Source organism: Corynebacterium glyciniphilum AJ 3170 (assembly GCF_000626675.1).
Taxonomy (GTDB): Bacteria; Actinomycetota; Actinomycetes; order Mycobacteriales; family Mycobacteriaceae; genus Corynebacterium; species Corynebacterium glyciniphilum.
Genome location: NZ_CP006842.1, coordinates 2,025,940 through 2,041,612, shown reverse-complemented (window position 1 = coordinate 2,041,612; position 15,673 = coordinate 2,025,940). Strand labels below are relative to the sequence as shown.

General features: G+C 65.4%; 15 protein-coding genes and 1 pseudogene. 11 read left to right on the top strand and 5 right to left on the bottom strand.

Annotated elements, in window-relative coordinates:
• Positions 1-2 precede the first annotated feature (2 nt).
• The 10 genes from hisF to CGLY_RS09535 all read left to right on the top strand — a co-directional run bounded on the left by hisF (position 3) and on the right by CGLY_RS09535 (position 9,743).
• A complete protein-coding gene (gene hisF, locus CGLY_RS09580; RefSeq protein ID WP_038549025.1) occupies positions 3-779 on the top strand; it encodes an imidazole glycerol phosphate synthase subunit HisF in 777 nt (258 codons plus the stop codon).
• Positions 776-1,171 (top strand): phosphoribosyl-AMP cyclohydrolase, encoded by a 396-nt coding sequence (gene hisI / locus CGLY_RS09575; RefSeq protein ID WP_052539980.1) that lies wholly within the window; start codon positions 776-778, stop codon positions 1,169-1,171. Before hisF ends, hisI begins: the two co-directional genes overlap by 4 nt.
• Positions 1,164-2,732, top strand: a complete 1,569-nt coding sequence (locus CGLY_RS09570) for an anthranilate synthase component I (RefSeq protein WP_038549023.1) — start codon at positions 1,164-1,166, stop codon at positions 2,730-2,732. The genes hisI and CGLY_RS09570 overlap by 8 nt, the downstream gene beginning before the upstream one ends.
• The gene (locus tag CGLY_RS09565) at positions 2,729-3,391 is read left to right on the top strand and encodes a TIGR02234 family membrane protein (RefSeq protein WP_038549021.1); all 663 of its coding nucleotides are present in this window, start codon (positions 2,729-2,731) and stop codon (positions 3,389-3,391) included. The genes CGLY_RS09570 and CGLY_RS09565 overlap by 4 nt, the downstream gene beginning before the upstream one ends.
• Positions 3,392-3,477: 86 nt before the next feature.
• Positions 3,478-4,290: an indole-3-glycerol phosphate synthase TrpC gene (gene trpC / locus CGLY_RS09560; protein ID WP_038549019.1), complete on the top strand. Its 813-nt coding sequence runs from the start codon at positions 3,478-3,480 to the stop codon at positions 4,288-4,290.
• 30 nt (positions 4,291-4,320) lie between these two features.
• Entirely contained in the window at positions 4,321-5,661 is a 1,341-nt protein-coding gene (gene trpB / locus CGLY_RS09555; RefSeq protein WP_038549017.1) for a tryptophan synthase subunit beta, read from the top strand.
• Positions 5,658-6,431, top strand: coding sequence for a tryptophan synthase subunit alpha (gene trpA / locus CGLY_RS09550; RefSeq protein WP_038549015.1), 774 nt, complete (start codon positions 5,658-5,660; stop codon positions 6,429-6,431). Before trpB ends, trpA begins: the two co-directional genes overlap by 4 nt.
• Positions 6,428-7,339, top strand: a complete 912-nt coding sequence (gene lgt / locus CGLY_RS09545) for a prolipoprotein diacylglyceryl transferase (RefSeq protein ID WP_052539978.1) — start codon at positions 6,428-6,430, stop codon at positions 7,337-7,339. Before trpA ends, lgt begins: the two co-directional genes overlap by 4 nt.
• Positions 7,340-7,372: 33 nt before the next feature.
• Entirely contained in the window at positions 7,373-8,788 is a 1,416-nt protein-coding gene (gene pyk / locus CGLY_RS09540; RefSeq protein ID WP_052539976.1) for a pyruvate kinase, read from the top strand.
• Between the two features lie 58 nt (positions 8,789-8,846).
• On the top strand, positions 8,847-9,743 hold the full coding sequence (locus tag CGLY_RS09535; protein WP_038549013.1) for a patatin-like phospholipase family protein: 897 nt from the start codon (positions 8,847-8,849) through the stop codon (positions 9,741-9,743).
• Between the two features lie 22 nt (positions 9,744-9,765).
• Here the strand turns inward: CGLY_RS09535 and CGLY_RS09530 are convergent, their stop codons facing one another.
• Complete coding sequence (locus CGLY_RS09530) at positions 9,766-10,998, bottom strand: amidohydrolase (protein ID WP_038549012.1); 1,233 nt, start codon at positions 10,996-10,998, stop codon at positions 9,766-9,768.
• A gap of 15 nt (positions 10,999-11,013) precedes the next feature.
• A complete protein-coding gene (locus CGLY_RS09525; protein ID WP_038552355.1) occupies positions 11,014-12,378 on the bottom strand; it encodes a DUF4921 family protein in 1,365 nt (454 codons plus the stop codon).
• Between the two features lie 64 nt (positions 12,379-12,442).
• Between CGLY_RS09525 and CGLY_RS09520 the strand changes: the two genes are divergently transcribed.
• Positions 12,443-12,829: a hypothetical protein gene (locus tag CGLY_RS09520; RefSeq protein ID WP_038549010.1), complete on the top strand. Its 387-nt coding sequence runs from the start codon at positions 12,443-12,445 to the stop codon at positions 12,827-12,829.
• 20 nt (positions 12,830-12,849) lie between these two features.
• On the opposite strand, the gene ehuA is transcribed toward CGLY_RS09520, so the two are convergent.
• The 3 genes and pseudogenes from ehuA to CGLY_RS09505 all read right to left on the bottom strand — a co-directional run bounded on the left by ehuA (position 12,850) and on the right by CGLY_RS09505 (position 15,646).
• Entirely contained in the window at positions 12,850-13,629 is a 780-nt protein-coding gene (ehuA, locus tag CGLY_RS09515) for an ectoine/hydroxyectoine ABC transporter ATP-binding protein EhuA (RefSeq protein WP_038549008.1), read from the bottom strand.
• A gap of 128 nt (positions 13,630-13,757) precedes the next feature.
• Positions 13,758-14,687, bottom strand: a pseudogene (locus CGLY_RS09510) (amino acid ABC transporter permease); the annotation flags it as partial.
• Entirely contained in the window at positions 14,684-15,646 is a 963-nt protein-coding gene (locus tag CGLY_RS09505; protein WP_081803862.1) for an ABC transporter substrate-binding protein, read from the bottom strand. The pseudogene CGLY_RS09510 and the gene CGLY_RS09505, both read right to left, overlap by 4 nt.
• Between the last annotated feature and the right edge of the window lie 27 nt (positions 15,647-15,673).

Here is a 15,673-nt window from a genome sequence, read left to right as displayed (position 1 = left end):
CGATGAGTGTTGCTGTACGGGTCATCCCGTGTCTCGACGTTGACGACGGACGTGTCGTCAAGGGGGTGAACTTCCTGAACCTGAGGGACGCCGGCGATCCCGTCGAACTCGCCGCACGCTACGACGCCGACGGCGCCGACGAACTGACCTTCCTCGACGTCTCGGCGTCGAAGGCGGGCCGCGGCACGATGCTCGACGTCGTGCGCCGAACCGCTGACCAGGTGTTCATCCCGCTGACCGTCGGTGGTGGAGTCCGCTCCGAAGAAGATGTGGACCAGCTCCTGCGTGCCGGAGCCGACAAAGTCTCGGTGAACACCTCGGCCATCCACCGCCCGGAGCTGCTCCGGGAACTTTCCGCCCGCTTCGGTGCCCAGTGCATCGTGCTGTCCGTCGATGCCCGTCGCGTGCCCGAGGGAGAGGATCCCCAGCCCAGCGGCTTCGAGGTGACCACTCACGGAGGTTCCCGGTCCGCCGGTATCGATGCGGTGGAGTGGGCCGTGCGTGGTCAGGAACTCGGCGTCGGCGAGATCCTGCTGAACTCCATGGACGCCGACGGCACACGCGACGGTTTCGACCTCGACCTGCTGTCCCTGGTACGACAGGCCGTGAGTATCCCGGTCATCGCGTCCGGTGGTGCGGGGAGAGTCGCCGACTTCCCACCCGCCGTGGAGGCCGGGGCTGACGCGGTACTCGCGGCCTCCGTCTTTCACTTCGGCGACATCGCCATCACCGAGGTCAAGGACGCGATGGCGGAGCAGGGGATCGAGGTCCGGCGATGAGCACGGTGACCACAGACGACGACATCCGCGGCGTCGACCTCGACGCGGACGTCGCGGCCCGACTCACCCCCAATGACGCCGGCCTCGTCGCCGCCGTCGTGCAGGAGAAAGCCACCGGCGACGTCCTCATGCTCGCGTGGATGGATGACCACGCTCTGGCGCACACCCTCGCCACCCGCAGAGCGACCTACTGGTCGCGGTCCCGGAATAGGTACTGGGTGAAAGGGGAGACCTCCGGACACACCCAGTACGTCCACGAAGTGCGTCTCGACTGCGACGGCGATACCGTCCTGTTGACGGTCGACCAGACCGGCGGCGCATGCCACACCGGGGACCACACCTGCTTCGACGCCGACCGGCTGCTCCAGCCTGAAAGACCAGTTGATGACTGACCAGTACGACCGAAACGACTCCGCCGATCCCTACCAGATCACGAGTTTCGAGACCTTCCGGCGCCTCGCCGCACGCCACCGCGTCGTCCCCGTCGCACGTAAGATCCTCGCCGACGGGGAGAGTGCTCTGAGCGCCTACACCAAACTTGCCGGTGATCGTCCCGGTACGTTCCTCTTCGAATCGGCCGCCCCCGGGCAGTCCTGGTCGCGGCACTCCTTCATCGGTACCGGCGCGCGGTGCGCGCTGACCGCGAAGAACGGCGACGTCCACTGGATCGGCACCCCGCCGGCCGGCGTGCCGGAAGGCACCGACCCGCTCGCCGTGATCCGCGAGAGCCTGGAGCTGCTGCACACCGACCCGATGCCCGGCCTGCCCACGCTGACCTCCGGACTGGTCGGCTACATGGGTCATGATGTGATCCGCTACATCGAGGACATCCCTGACACCTGTGCGGATGACCTGCAGGTTCCCGACATGGTGCAGCTGCTCGCTGACACCCTGGCGGTTATGGACCATCACGAGGGCACGGTCTGGCTCATCGCCAATGCGGTGAACTGGGACGGCTCCGACGACCGGGTGGAAGGGGCCTACGCCGACGCCGTCGCCAGAGTCGACGAGATGGAGCGACGCCTGGCCTCGGGACCCCACCTTCCTTCGGCGACGTTCTCCACACCGGCCCCGCAGCCGCGACGTCAGCGTGCCCTGGACGATCACAAGGCACGTATCGAGACCTGCAAGGAGCACATCCGGGCCGGTGACGCCTTCCAGATCGTCCTGTCGCAGCGTTTCGAACTGGACACCGATGTGCCGGGCCTGGATATCTACCGTATGCTGCGGGTCTCCAATCCCAGCCCGTACATGTTCCTGCTCAACGTCCCGGACGACTCTTTCTCGGAGACGGCGTTCCAGATCATCGGCTCCTCGCCGGAGTCGCTGGTCCAGGTGTCCGACGGCCGGGTGACCACGTTCCCCATCGCCGGGTCCCGCCCCCGAGGCGCGACCTTCGAGGATGACGAGCTCATGGAGAAGGAACTCGTCAATGACGAGAAAGAGAACTCGGAACACCTGATGCTGGTGGACCTGGGCCGTAATGACGTCGGCCGGGTCTGCGTACCGGGCACAGTGGAGGTCCACGACTTCCGGCACGTGGAACGCTACAGTGCCATCATGCATCTGGTCTCCGGGGTCAGCGGACGTCTCGCCGAGGGCAAGACCGCGCTCGACGCTTTTGTCGGCACCTTCCCGGCCGGTACCCTTTCCGGTGCCCCCAAGCCGTCGGCCTTGGCCATCATCGACGAACTGGAGGACACGCGTCGAGGTGTCTACGGTGGGACCGTGGGCTACTTCGACTTCTCCGGAAACGCCGATCAGGCGATCGCCATCCGTACTGGCCTGTACAAGGACGGGACGGTGTACGTGCAGGCCGGTGGCGGCATCGTCGCCGACTCCGATCCTGATGCCGAGGACGAGGAGACCAGGAACAAAGCTCTGGCCGTGCTCCGCGCCGTCGCTGCGGCGGAGACGATGGTCAACGTCGCTCCCGTGGAGGTCGACCGGTGAAACGTCTCGGTGGACGAAGCCTCGCCCTCCTGCTGACGGTCCTCAGCGCCGCCGGGCTCTGGGGCGCCGGGCAGATGACCTGGCTGACCGTGACCGTCGAGGACGACAAGAGCGGCGAGTCGGTCAAGAACATCATCGGATCGGTGTGGGACGCCGCCGGAACACCATTAGCTCTGGCGATGCTGGCAGCGATGATCCTGTCGATGGCCCTGCAGCCCCTGGCCCGGCGCATCCTGGGCGGGGTATCCGCCCTGCTCGCCGCTGTCGCCGGTATCGCCGCTGTTATGCTGCTCTCCGGGGAGCCGGACCTGAGCCGGGCCCAGTCCCTCCTGGTCAGTGGTGCAGGGACGCAGCGGGAGTCCGACCCGGTGCAGATTTCGGAATGGGCCGTCGTCCTGGACGGACACGTGCACACCGCCCCGGTCGTCCTGTTCCTGGTGGCCGCTGCCCTGGGGGTTGTCGGCGGTGTGCTGCTGGCCATGAAACCGGGTGCTGCACGGTCCGGACACAGCAAGTACGAGACGCCTGAGGCCCGCCGTGAAGGCGTGGAGAAGGACCTGGACGACAATCCCGGCTCCGGTCGCGTCCTGTGGGACGCCCTTGACGCCGGGGTGGATCCCACTGACCGTGACACAGGCGACGGTGAACCCCGGGTGTGACGGTCACATCACCCCGATGTCACCGTTACGCGTGCACGGGGATAGCATGGAAGTTCGTTTAGACACCTGACCTGCCGGGAGGAAAGATGGCAACCGTACTCGACGAGATCATCGCCGGGGTACTCGAGGACACCGCGAGGCGTGAATCCGCGGTTCCGTTCGCCGAGATCAAGGCGATGTCCCGGGATGCGCCGCCCGCTCTCGACGCCCGCGCGGCACTGGCCGGTCCCGAGGTGAGCGTGATCGCCGAGGTCAAGAGGGCCAGCCCGTCGAAGGGACATCTCGCCGACATCCCCGAGCCCGAGATTCTGGCCAGTGCCTACGCAGCCAACGGTGCAGCCGTGATCAGCTGCCTCACCGAAGAACGTCGGTTCCGCGGCTCACTGGAAGACTTCGACAAGGTGCGGGCCTCTGTCGATGTCCCACTGCTTCGTAAAGACTTCACCGTCAACCCGTACCAGGTGCACGAAGCCCGTGCTCACGGTGCCGATGTTGTGCTGCTCATCGTCGCCGCGCTGGAACAGGACCGGCTTGCTGCCCTGTTGGACCGTACCGAGTCCCTCGGGATGACCGCGCTTGTCGAGGTCCACTCCGAGGAGGAGGCCGAGCGGGCTGTCGCCGCCGGAGCATCGGTCATCGGTGTCAACGCCCGCAACCTCAAGACACTTGAGGTTGACCCGGGTGTGTTCAGCAGGATCGTGCCCCAGCTGCCGGACTCCGTCATCAAGATCGCGGAGTCGGGGGTGCGCAACACCACAGATATGCAGGCCTATGCCACCGCAGGAGCCGATGCGATCCTGGTCGGTGAGGGACTGGTCACCGCCGCCAACCCGGGACAGGCGTGCCGTGCCCTCGTCGCCGCCGGACAGCACCCCGCCTTCCGACCGGACCCGAAGTAACCGGAGACACGTAAGGTACAGTTCCTGGGTGTGAGTACACCATCCGGGAACGACAAGAGTGACTTCAAGAACACGCTCAACCTGCCCACGGCAGGGGAGGTCCTCGCCGTGCCGACGGCGCACGACGCGGACGACAACGGCCACTGGGGAAACTACGGCGGACGCTACATTCCTGAAGCGCTGATGGCCGTCATCGAAGAGATCCAGGACTCCTGGGCCAAGGCCCGGGCCGACCAGGACTATCTCGACGAACTCGACGACCTCCACCGTAACTACACAGGACGCCCGTCGCCGTTGTACTACGGTGCACGATTCTCCGATGCGGTCGGTGCCGACGTGTGGTTCAAGCGTGAAGACCTGAATCACACCGGTTCGCACAAGATCAACAACGTCCTGGGACAGGTTCTGCTGGCCAAACGTATGGGCAAGGCGAACGTCATCGCCGAAACCGGCGCCGGCCAGCACGGTGTGGCCACCGCGACCGCCTGTGCACTGCTCGGTCTGGACTGCCGTATCTACATGGGCCAGGTGGACGCCCGCCGTCAGGCGCTCAACATCGCCCGGATGCGGCTTCTCGGTGCCGACGTCATCGAGGTGACGGTCGGTTCGGCGACGTTGAAGGACGCCATCAACGAGGCGATGCGTTACTGGGTCTCCCACGCCGACGACACCTACTACTGCTTCGGCACCGCCGCCGGCCCCCACCCGTTCCCCGAGATGGTGCGGGACCTCCAGCGCATCATCGGTGTGGAGGCCCGCGCGCAGATCCTCGCCGGAGCGGGACGGCTGCCGGACGCGGTCATGGCCTGCGTCGGCGGCGGATCGAACGCCATCGGGCTGTTTCATCCCTTCATCGACGACGAGGGCGTCGCGCTCATCGGCGGTGAGGCCGGTGGAGACGGTGTGGAGACCGGGCGGCACGCCGCACCGATCACCGTCGGATCGGAAGGGGTCTTCCAGGGGTCGTTCGCCGCGCTGATGCAGAACGAGGACGGCCAGATCACCGAGTCGCACTCCATCTCCGCAGGGCTGGACTACCCCGGGGTCGGCCCCGAACATTCCTTCCTGGCCACCGAGGGACGTGCCGAGTACCTGCCCGTCACCGACACCGAGGCGATGGAGGCGTTTCGTCTGCTGACCCGGACCGAGGGCATCATCCCCGCGATCGAGTCCGCCCACGCCGTCGCTCTGGCCGTGAAGGTCGGTGCGCAGTACGCCGACGGAACCCGGACCACGGACAGCGGGGAGCGCCCAGTGTTCATCGTCAACGTCTCGGGTCGCGGTGACAAGGACGTCGACACGGCCGCCACCTGGTTCGGCATGCACCCCGAGCAGTCGAATGCGGAACAGGACGAGGAGAACAACCGATGAGCAGACTGTCCGAGATCTTCACCGGAGCCAGGACTGAGGGCCGGGCGGCGCTCGTCGGCTACCTCCCGGCGGGCTACCCGACCGTTGAGTCGTCCGTGGAGCTGGTGACCACGCTGTCCCGCTACGCCGATCTCATCGAGGTCGGGATTCCGTTCACTGACCCGATGATGGACGGCCCGACGATCCAGGAGGCCGCGACGACCGCACTCGACGCCGGTTTCCGGGTGAAGGACACCTTCACCGTGGTCCGTGCGATCACCGATGCGGGTGGAAATGCCGTCATCATGAGTTACTGGAATCCGATCCTGCAGTACGGCCCGGAGAAGTTCGCCGAGGAGCTGGCGGCCGCCGGCGGACTCGGATCGATCATCCCGGACCTCCTCCCGGAGGAGTCGGTCCGCTGGAATGACGCGTGCCGGGCCAGCGGACTCGACAACGTCTACCTCGTCGCACCGTCCACCACGCCTGAACGTCTGGACCTCACCGTCAAGGCCGGCGGAGGGTTCATCTACGCGCAGTCGCACATGGGCGTCACCGGCGCCCAGGACGATGTCTCCGCCGATGCCCGGGACCTTGTCGCCCGAACCCGCGCTGCTACGGATCTGCCCGTCGCTGTCGGCCTCGGTGTGAAGACCGGCGACCATGCCGCCGCGATCGCCGACTACGCCGACGGGGTCATCGTCGGGTCCGCCCTGATTTCGGCGGCGTCGTCTGGTGCGGCGGCTCTGGAAACCCTGGCCTCGGATCTTTATGAGGGGGTCCGCCGGTGACCACAGATATCCTGGCAGCCATCCCGTCGCCTCCGCAGGGCGTGTGGCATATCGGACCGGTGGCGGTTCGCGCCTATGCGCTGTGCATCCTGCTCGGCATTGTCGTCGCTGTGTACTGGACCGTGCGCCGCTACGTCGCCCGGGGAGGGCGTGCGGAGACCGTGATCGACAGCGCGATCGCGGCCGTGCCCGCAGGCATCATCGGTGGACGCATTTATCATGTCATCACTGACCACCACCTCTACTTCGGTGAGGGCAGGGACTGGGTCGACGCCTTCAAGATCACCAATGGCGGTCTCGGCATCTGGGGCGCGGTACTCGGCGGTGGGCTGGCGGTGTGGGCGGTGCTGGCCTACAAGAAAGTTCCGCTGGCGCCCTTCGCAGACGCCGTCGCCCCGCCGATCCTGCTTGCCCAGGCCATCGGGCGGCTGGGTAACTGGTTCAACCAGGAGCTGTACGGCGGCGAGTCCGAGGCGCCCTGGGCTCTGGAAATTTACCGTCGGGTCGACGAGAACGGCAACATCGATCAGATGAACGGCGTCTCGGACGGCTTTGTTCTGACCACCGTGCAACCCACGTTCCTCTATGAACTGCTGTGGAGCCTGCTGGTCGTGGTGCTGCTGGTTGTGGCCGACCGGCGTTTCCGTCTTGGCGGCGGACGGGTGTTCATGCTGTACGTGGCAGGCTACACATTCGGGCGCTTCTTCATTGAACTGATCCGCACCGACGCCGCGACGACCGTCTTCGGTGACATCAGGATCAACAGCGTGGTGTCCGCAGTGGTGTTCATCGGTGCCGTCATCCTGTTCATCGCAACGCGCTCGCGGACGCGCGAGACCCCCGACTACGTCGCCGGGCCCGCTCCGGATACAGACGAGGACAACGACGGGGAACCAACCCGCCAGTAGCGGGCGCCGGGGGACAGGGTTATCCTCGGACAGGTGAGTAGACGCACCAAGATCGTATGCACCCTGGGCCCGGCAGTGGCCTCCGCGGACAAAATCCGTGAACTCGTTCTGGCTGGGATGAATGTCGCCCGGCTGAACTTTTCGCACGGTGAGCACGCGGATCACCAGCAGAACTATGAGTGGGTCCGCCAGGCCGCCGAGGAGACCGGCCGTTCTGTCGGCGTTCTCGCCGACCTGCAGGGCCCCAAAATCCGGCTCGGACGTTTCGCCGAGGAGAAGACCTACTGGGAGACCGGTGAGGAAATCCGGATCACCGTCGACGACGTGTCCGGCACCCATGACCGGGTTTCGACCACCTACAAGCAGCTTGCCAGGGACGCCCGTCCCGGCGACCGGCTGCTCGTCGACGACGGGAAGGTCGGGCTCGTCTGCAAGTCCGTCGAGGGAAACGACGTCGTCTGTGAGGTCGTCGAGGGTGGCCCCGTCTCCAACAACAAGGGTGTCTCCCTGCCGGGAATGAACATCTCCGTTCCCGCACTCTCCGAGAAAGACATCGCCGACCTGCGATTCGCCCTGACCATGGGTGCTGACGTCATCGCGCTGTCCTTCGTCCGCTCACCTGCGGATGTGGAGCTCGTCCACGAGATCATGGACGAGGTGGGTCGCCGCGTGCCAGTCATCGCGAAACTCGAGAAGCCCGAGGCCGTCGACGCTCTCGAGCCGATTATCCTCGCCTTCGACGCCATCATGGTCGCCCGCGGTGACCTCGGTGTCGAGGTTCCGTTGGAAGAGGTGCCCCTGGTGCAGAAGCGGGCGGTCCAGATCGCCCGCGAGAACGCCAAGCCGGTGATCGTCGCCACCCAGATGCTGGACTCGATGATCGAGAACTCCCGCCCCACCCGTGCCGAAGCATCCGATGTGGCCAACGCTGTGCTCGACGGCGCAGATGCCGTCATGCTCTCCGGCGAAACTTCCGTCGGCAAGTACCCGGTGGACACGGTCAAGACCATGTCCAGGATCGTCACCGCCGCTGAAATCGACGGTGAGGTTCCCCCACTGTCCCATGTCCCGCGCACCAAGCGCGGTGTGATCAGCTTCGCCGCCAAGGACATCGGTGAGCGGCTCAACGCACGTGCCTTGATCGCCTTCACCGCCTCCGGTGACACCGCCCGCCGCGTCGCCCGTCTTCGCTCCGACCTGCCCCTGCTGGTGTTCACCCCGTCCCAGGAGGTCCGCAACCAGCTTGCCCTGACCTGGGGTGCAGAGTCCTACCTGACCAATGAGGTGTCCACCACCGACGAGATCATGCAGGAGGTGGATTCGATCCTGCTGGGGCAGGCCGGGTTCACCCGCGATGACGCGGTTGTCATCGTGGCTGGTTCGCCTCCCGGCACCGAGGGCAACACCAACATGATCCACGTCCACCTTCTCGGGGAAGACACCGCCTAGGGCGCGGTATACCGCGGAGTTGACGTAGTCGATAGGGGCGGAGGAGGCCTGACCACAGATGATCGACGCACGCGATACGGCACTGCTGCTGGAGGGCGGAGGTATGCGGGCGTCCTACAGCGCCGGTGCTATGGATGTCCTCATGGAGCACGATGTCCAGTTCGGTTGGGTCGGGGGAGTCTCGGCCGGTGCATCACACCTGGTCAGCTACCTCAGTGGTGAACGGGACCGGCTGCGCCACAGTTTCGTCGACTTCGCGACGGACCCGCACTTCGGTGGCTGGACATGGCTGCTGCGCGGCAAAGGCTACTTCAACGCGGAATACATTTACGGTCAGGCGCCCACCCTTGACCTTCCCCGCCCGTACGATGCCCGACGGGTACTCGAGGGCGACACGCAGTTCCGTATTTGCGCGACCCGGGCAGACAACGGCGACCCGGTGTACTGGGGACGCGACGACATCGGCTCCGGCGCAGAACTGATGGAGCGGGTCCGGGCATCCTCGACCATCCCGTTTGCGATGCCCGTGCCCCGTATTGACGGGGTGCCCTATGTGGACGGTGCGCTCGGCCCGTCCGGCGGCATCCCCTTGGAAGCCGCGCTCGCCGACGGGTACGACCAGTTCTTCGCCGTCCTGACCCACCCACGGGGCTACGTCAAGCCGCCGATGGGGAAGACGAAGGTATGGCGTACCCTGTTGCGCCGGTATCCGGCAGTGGCGGAGGCCCTCATCACCCGCCACATCCGCTACAACGCCACAATGGACCGCCTGTACGCTCTGGAGCGGGCAGGACGGGCATTCCTCTACTTCCCGGAGGACGAGGCGCCTGTGAGCTCTACGGAGCGCAAGGTCGACGTACTGCGTGACTCGCTACACCGGGGGACGGTGCAGGCACGGCGGGACTGGTCGGCCATGGTCGACTTCCTTGGGCGTCCAGTGGTCCGGACGTCCTGATGGTCACCCCACGGGGCCGGCGTCAGGAGCGCCAGAGGTAGGCCAGCACGCCTGCGACGGCCGCCCGGGTGGCGGTCTCGACGGTGCCGGGTGCAGGCAGAAAGCGCGGGGAGTGGTTCCCGGGGATGTCCTGGGCCACCCGGTCAGCGGCCACGGCTGTGGCCCACTCATCCCGGTCGGTGCATCCGGTGAGCCAGAATTCGTAGGGGACCCCGAAGTGCCGCGGAATCTCGGAGAAGTCCTCCGATGCGGTCCACCGGACGGCATCCTGTGAACCCTCGCCGAAGACGGCGTCGAAGGCCGGGCGCACGGTCTCGTGTACGGTCCTGTCGTTGTCGGTGAGTTCCCCTCGGGCCGAGTAGACGATATCGGCGGGCTGCGGCGTCCCGGATGCCGCGCACTCAGCCTGAATCACCCGTTCGATGGCCGCATAGGTGCGGTCCCGGACCGCTGTGTCGTAGAAGCGGCAGTTGAGCACCAGGGTTGCGGTGTCCGGGATGGTGTTGTTCGTGTGGCCGGCTGTGAGTGTGCCCACCGAGACCACCGCGAAGTCGTCTGCGGCGATCTCACGGCCCACGATGCCCTGGAGTCGAACCACGATCATGGCGGCGAGGAATGTCGGGTCGATCGAGTTGTGGGGCGCCGAGGCATGTGACGACACCCCGTGCAGGGTCACCGTCAACGTATCGCAGGCGGCCATGACCGGGCCGGCGGCAGAGAAGACCGTCCCGACCGGACCCGGCATCACGTGCTGTCCGAGACAGACGTCCGGGGCAGGGATCCGCTCAGCCAGGCCGTCCTCGATCATGGACGTGGCGCCGCGGGTCACTTCCTCCGCCGGCTGGAACAGGGCGATGAACGTGCCGGACCACGCATCCTGCCGGGCGTCCATGATCGCGCACAGACCCATCAGAGCGGTGGTGTGCACGTCGTGCCCGCAGGCGTGCATCACACCGGGGTTCTGTGAGGCATAGGCTGCCCCGGTGTCCTCGGCGACCGGAAGAGCGTCGAAGTCAGCCCGGTAGAGCACGGTGGGGCCGTCGCCGTTGCGCCACACCGCGGTGATCCCATGCCCGCCGATACCTGAGGTCACCTCAGCCCCGAGAGACTGCAGGCGATCCAGGATATACGCGGCCGTCTGTTCCTCGTGCTCGCTGAGCTCGGGATGTTGATGCATCCAGGTGTAGAAGTCGCCTGCCCAGGACAGGTCGACTCCGTGATTGTCGACGAATTCCGCGATCCCGCTGGTACTCATGACGCACAATTCTAGCTACCGGACCGCAGGGTTGTACCGCAGGGAGTTACGGTGGAAATCGACCTCGTCGCCGAGCCGGATGCCAGGTGCCAGTCGTCCCCGGTCACGGGCGTCTTCGAGGCGGGCGAGGACCTTGGCTTTCAGGCCTGCCGGGCTGAGGGTGTTGATGAAGATCTTGGTCCCTCCCTCGAACCCGGCCATGGTGGAGTCGCGCCACTTGATCATGATCCGCCACGGCATCGGGACGTCCACGTCCAGCGGGCGGTGCAGCCACTCCTCGTTGGACGGCATGTGCGGCCCGGCGGCGACATGGCAGGCATGGACGAGGTCGGCCATGGCGTCTCGCTCGTCATCACTGATCAACCAAGGCTCGGTAGTGCCAGAGCGGGAGAAGACCTCGAGCGTGGGCCACCGGTGGCCGAAGCCGGCGAATGCGATGGCGTGGTCGTTCTCGGCGACGATGAGGTTGTGGTGGCCTGCATAGTCCACCGCCCACTGGTTGTACATGTTCGGGTTCGCCCGGACCTGGGCGATTTCCGTCTCATTCTGGAGGCCGTGTTCATCGATGGCCACGAGTTGCTTGTGCAGGTGCTCGATCGAGGCCCCGGCGGGCTCCAACCAGTTCTGGAATGCCGCGACGTATCGGACGTACGGGTTCGCCCGGTAGAGCCGGTCCATCGCGTCGACGGTGAAGGCGATGTAGAGCCGGTGGTCAGACCAGCTCATCTCACCGGAGCTGAGCAGTTGGTCGCTCCGGGTGGCACCGGGGACGTAGTGGTCACGAGCCAGGATGATGTCGTGCCCGCCGCCGAACAGGGGGCCGCCCAGTTCGTTGACGCTCTGGACCGCCGTATCCTCGGTGAACAGGGCATCGATGTCTTCTGCGGGGCGTCCGGCTGCCTCCATCCGGATACGCAAGAGACGTTCGACATGTTCCCGACCCTCCGGTTCGGAAAGATACTCGGCCATATGGCGGGCAGCTGTGGCATCCATCCGGTGCCCGTAGTTCACCAGCCAGTAGTCGTAGGTAAGGATCTCGTAGAGGTTCGCTACGCGCCGGAACAGTGGATCAGTCTCCGACAGGTCGGAGACCGTGAGCCCCCGGAGGATGCGGGGGTCTCCGTTGTCGTCGATGACCATCCGAGCTTTTTCGGGGGTCGTTCTGAGAAGATCGGCGATCCCGAAATCAGTCTGATTGTCCCGGTTGTCGTCGGTAATGTCGAAGACGTCCTCGGGACGTTCCCGGACGGGACGGTGACCGCGGCTGGGCACGGTCCACACTTCCGTCCCGGAGAACGGGTTGACTTGTTTGATGGTGCCGTCCGGCAGCGTCGTCAACGGGGGCACCGGTGCTGGGGAGATGGAGGAGTGGCCGATCACAGTTACCCAACAGTAGTCGCTCGGACCCTGGCCGTGGGAGCGAGTCAGTGCTTTACTGGTGCCCATGCCTCAGATCGTGTTCAAGATTCTTTCCACCGCCGAACAGCGCGACAGCATCGTCGACGACGTCCGCCACCTGCTGGACCTCAACGCCGAGGTCCTCACGGCCGATCTCGACGTGGCGACCGGGACGGCCGTTGACAGCAGTCTCGAGGAGGTGTGGCGTGACTACGGGTTCGCCGAGGACGCGGAGAACAGCGGGCACACTCCGGAACCGGCGACCATCACCGTGGACGTGACCAGGTATGACGGCAGTATCAGTGCGTTGACCGCCCGGATATCCGATGTCCTGGTCACCCGGGACAAGCAGCCCGCGGAGCAGCTGTTCCAGCAGGTCCTCGACGACCCCGGGACTCCCCGGGTGCCGTGGCACGTCGACATCCGCCCCTGAGAGAGGGGCCGGGGCCGTGGTCAGTCGAGAATACTGGAGAGGAAGGACCGGGTACGGGCCTGTTGGGGGTCGGTGATGATCTGACGGGCCGGGCCGTGCTCGACGATGCGTCCGCCGTCCATGAACGCCACCTCGTCTGCGACCTCCCGGGCGAATCCCATCTCGTGGGTCACCACGAGCATGGTCATGCCGTCGTCCGCGAGACGCCGCATCACGTTGAGGACCTCGCCGACGAGTTCTGGGTCGAGGGCGGAGGTCGGCTCGTCGAAGAGCATCAACTTGGGTTTCATGGCCAGGGCACGGGCGATCGCAACCCGCTGCTGCTGGCCGCCGGAAAGTTGGACGGGCCATGCGTCGGCCTTGTCGTCGAGACCGACCATGGACAGGAGTTCGCGGGCCGTGGCCTCAGCCTCGGCTTTCGGGGTCCCCTTGACCTTCACCGGGGCCTCGATGATGTTGGCGAGCACCGTCCGGTGGGTGAACAGGTTGAACTGCTGGAAGACCATGCCGATATCCGCGCGCTGGCGGGATGCCTCGCGTTCGGAGATCTGGTGGAGTCGACCGTTGCGCTCCTGGTATCCGATGAGGTTTCCGTTGACCTCGATGCGTCCTGCGTCGATGCTCTCCAGGTGGTTCACACAGCGCAACAGGGTGGACTTGCCGGAACCGGAGGGGCCGATGAGGCAGGTAACGCCACCGGCAGGGACCTCCAGGTCGATGCCCTTGAGGACGTCGAGACGTCCATAACGCTTCCACACGTCCTTGACGGCGATCATCGGGGTAGCGGGCTGGGAACTCATCGGCCGTTCTCCTTGTCGTATCCACTGTCGTATCCACTGTCGTATCCACTGTCGTATCCACTGTCGTATCCACTGTCGTATCCACTGTCGTATCCACTGTCGGTCCGGGCGGTACCGGTGCGCGGGTTACCGGGATCTTCCACGGTGATATTCAGCGGGGGCAGTCCCTCCGCGTCGGTGAGGGCGGCAAGCTGTCGGCTGGTCAACGCCCGGGACGATCCGCGGGAGTAGAAACGCTCCAGGTAATGCTGGCCGACCATCAGGATCGAGGTGATCACCAGATACCAGGTCGCCGCGACGAGCAGCATCGGGACCGGCTCGAACATCGCGTAGGCGATGTCCATGGACCGCCCGTAGAGCTCGCCGGCGTAGGGCAGGGCGATCACCAGTGAGGTGGTCTTCAACAGGCTGATCAGCTCGTTGCCGGTCGGGGGGATGATGATCCTCATGGCCTGGGGGAGCACGGTGCGGCGCATGTTCTGCCACCATGTCATGCCCAGGGCCTTCGATGCCTCGGACTGTCCTTCAGGAACGGCCTGGATACCGGCGCGGACGATTTCCGCCATGTACGCGGATTCGTTCAATCCCAGGCCGATCACGGCGAGCCAGAAGAAGTTGGAGAGTACTGACTCCAGTGAGACCTCGGTGAATCCGAGGTTCACCGTCTGGTAGATCGCACCGAGCAACCCCCAGAACACCAGCTGCACATATACCGGGGTGCCGCGGAATATCCAGAGGTAGAGCCAGGCGATGCCACTGGTCACCGGGTTCGGTGACATGCGTAGGACTGCCAGGACCGCACCCAGCACCACACCGACGATCATCGCCAGGACGGTAAGCGCGAGCGTGTGCAGGGCCGCTTCGGCGATGCGTGTGTCGAAGAGATAGGAGGCGTAGACATCCCAGCCGTAGGCGTCGTTATGTGCGGCGTCCCACACGAAGAGGGCGACCACGATCAGCAGGACCACCGAAGCGATGATCCGGCCGGGGTGACGCAGAGGAACGACATCATTGTCGGTTGGACGGGTACGTTGCTGTGCCCGGGGGTGATCGCTCATGAAGTCGCTCCTTCGTCGGCGGATGCTGTGGCAGGAAGGGGATAATCCTGCGTGTTGACGGTGACGGCGTCTACGGCGCCTTCGGTGAGCCCCCAGGGCTCGAGGATCGCCTCATACTGACCGGAGGTGATCAGGAACTCCAGGGCAGCCGCGAACGCGGGGATGAGATCGGAGTCCTTGGCGAACGCCCATCCGAAGGGCGTGGTGTCGAAGGCATCTCCAGCGGGGATGAGTTTCCCGTCAGACAACTGGATGGCGTAGTCGGTGACGGCGGAGTCGGAGCTCATTGCGTCGGCACGCTTCAGCGCCGTGGCGTTCGCCGCGGCATTGGCGGAATCGTAGACCAGCTTGTTGATTGCCGGGCGACCGGCGGCGGCACACTGGTCGGACTTGACCTGGACATCGTCAGTATCGGAGTAGGTCCCTTTCTGGACGGCCACGGTGAGTCCGCATGCATCAGCCGGATCGACCGTCTTACCAGGGGTTGTCGCCCACGTAATACCCGAGGTGTAGAAGTCCACGAAGTCATAGGACTGTCGGCGCTCTTCGGTGTCGGAGAACCCGGATGTGCCGATATCCACGGTACCGGCGTTGATGGATGGCAGGATGAGGTTGAAGTCCTGCTGCTGAAATCCGACATCCACCCCCAGAACGGCACCGGCGGCCCGGACCAGGTCCACCTCGAAGCCGATGATGTTCCCGGACGGGTCCTTGAACTGGTTGGGTGGAAATGTCGGGTTGGTCGAGGCCGAGATGTGTCCGGATTCGCGGTACTCCCGGGGGAGCAGATCCTGGAGAGCAGGAACGGGGTCGGGCAGGGTGTCGACCCAGCCGTCGGGATTACCGGACTCCTCATTGGTGACGCAGGCCGCCAGGGACGCCGAGATCATCAGGGCCCCCAGGACCGAGCCGACCTTACGGGCGGATCTGCCCGGTCGCGGAACGGAGTGGGGTGTCATGGGGGGAAGTATATCGGCGTCGGATTC

What these genes read in the sequence shown, in the direction of transcription:
- CGLY_RS09535 (WP_038549013.1), top strand. Translation starts at nt 8,847, where the DNA reads ATGATCGACGCACGCGATACGGCACTGCTGCTGGAGGGCGGAGGTATG.
- ehuA (WP_038549008.1), bottom strand. Translation starts at nt 13,629, where the DNA reads ATGAGTTCCCAGCCCGCTACCCCGATGATCGCCGTCAAGGACGTGTGG.
- hisF (WP_038549025.1), top strand. Translation starts at nt 3, where the DNA reads ATGAGTGTTGCTGTACGGGTCATCCCGTGTCTCGACGTTGACGACGGA.
- trpC (WP_038549019.1), top strand. Translation starts at nt 3,478, where the DNA reads ATGGCAACCGTACTCGACGAGATCATCGCCGGGGTACTCGAGGACACC.
- CGLY_RS09505 (WP_081803862.1), bottom strand. Translation starts at nt 15,646, where the DNA reads ATGACACCCCACTCCGTTCCGCGACCGGGCAGATCCGCCCGTAAGGTC.
- trpA (WP_038549015.1), top strand. Translation starts at nt 5,658, where the DNA reads ATGAGCAGACTGTCCGAGATCTTCACCGGAGCCAGGACTGAGGGCCGG.
- CGLY_RS09530 (WP_038549012.1), bottom strand. Translation starts at nt 10,998, where the DNA reads ATGAGTACCAGCGGGATCGCGGAATTCGTCGACAATCACGGAGTCGAC.
- CGLY_RS09520 (WP_038549010.1), top strand. Translation starts at nt 12,443, where the DNA reads ATGCCTCAGATCGTGTTCAAGATTCTTTCCACCGCCGAACAGCGCGAC.
- CGLY_RS09570 (WP_038549023.1), top strand. Translation starts at nt 1,164, where the DNA reads ATGACTGACCAGTACGACCGAAACGACTCCGCCGATCCCTACCAGATC.
- hisI (WP_052539980.1), top strand. Translation starts at nt 776, where the DNA reads ATGAGCACGGTGACCACAGACGACGACATCCGCGGCGTCGACCTCGAC.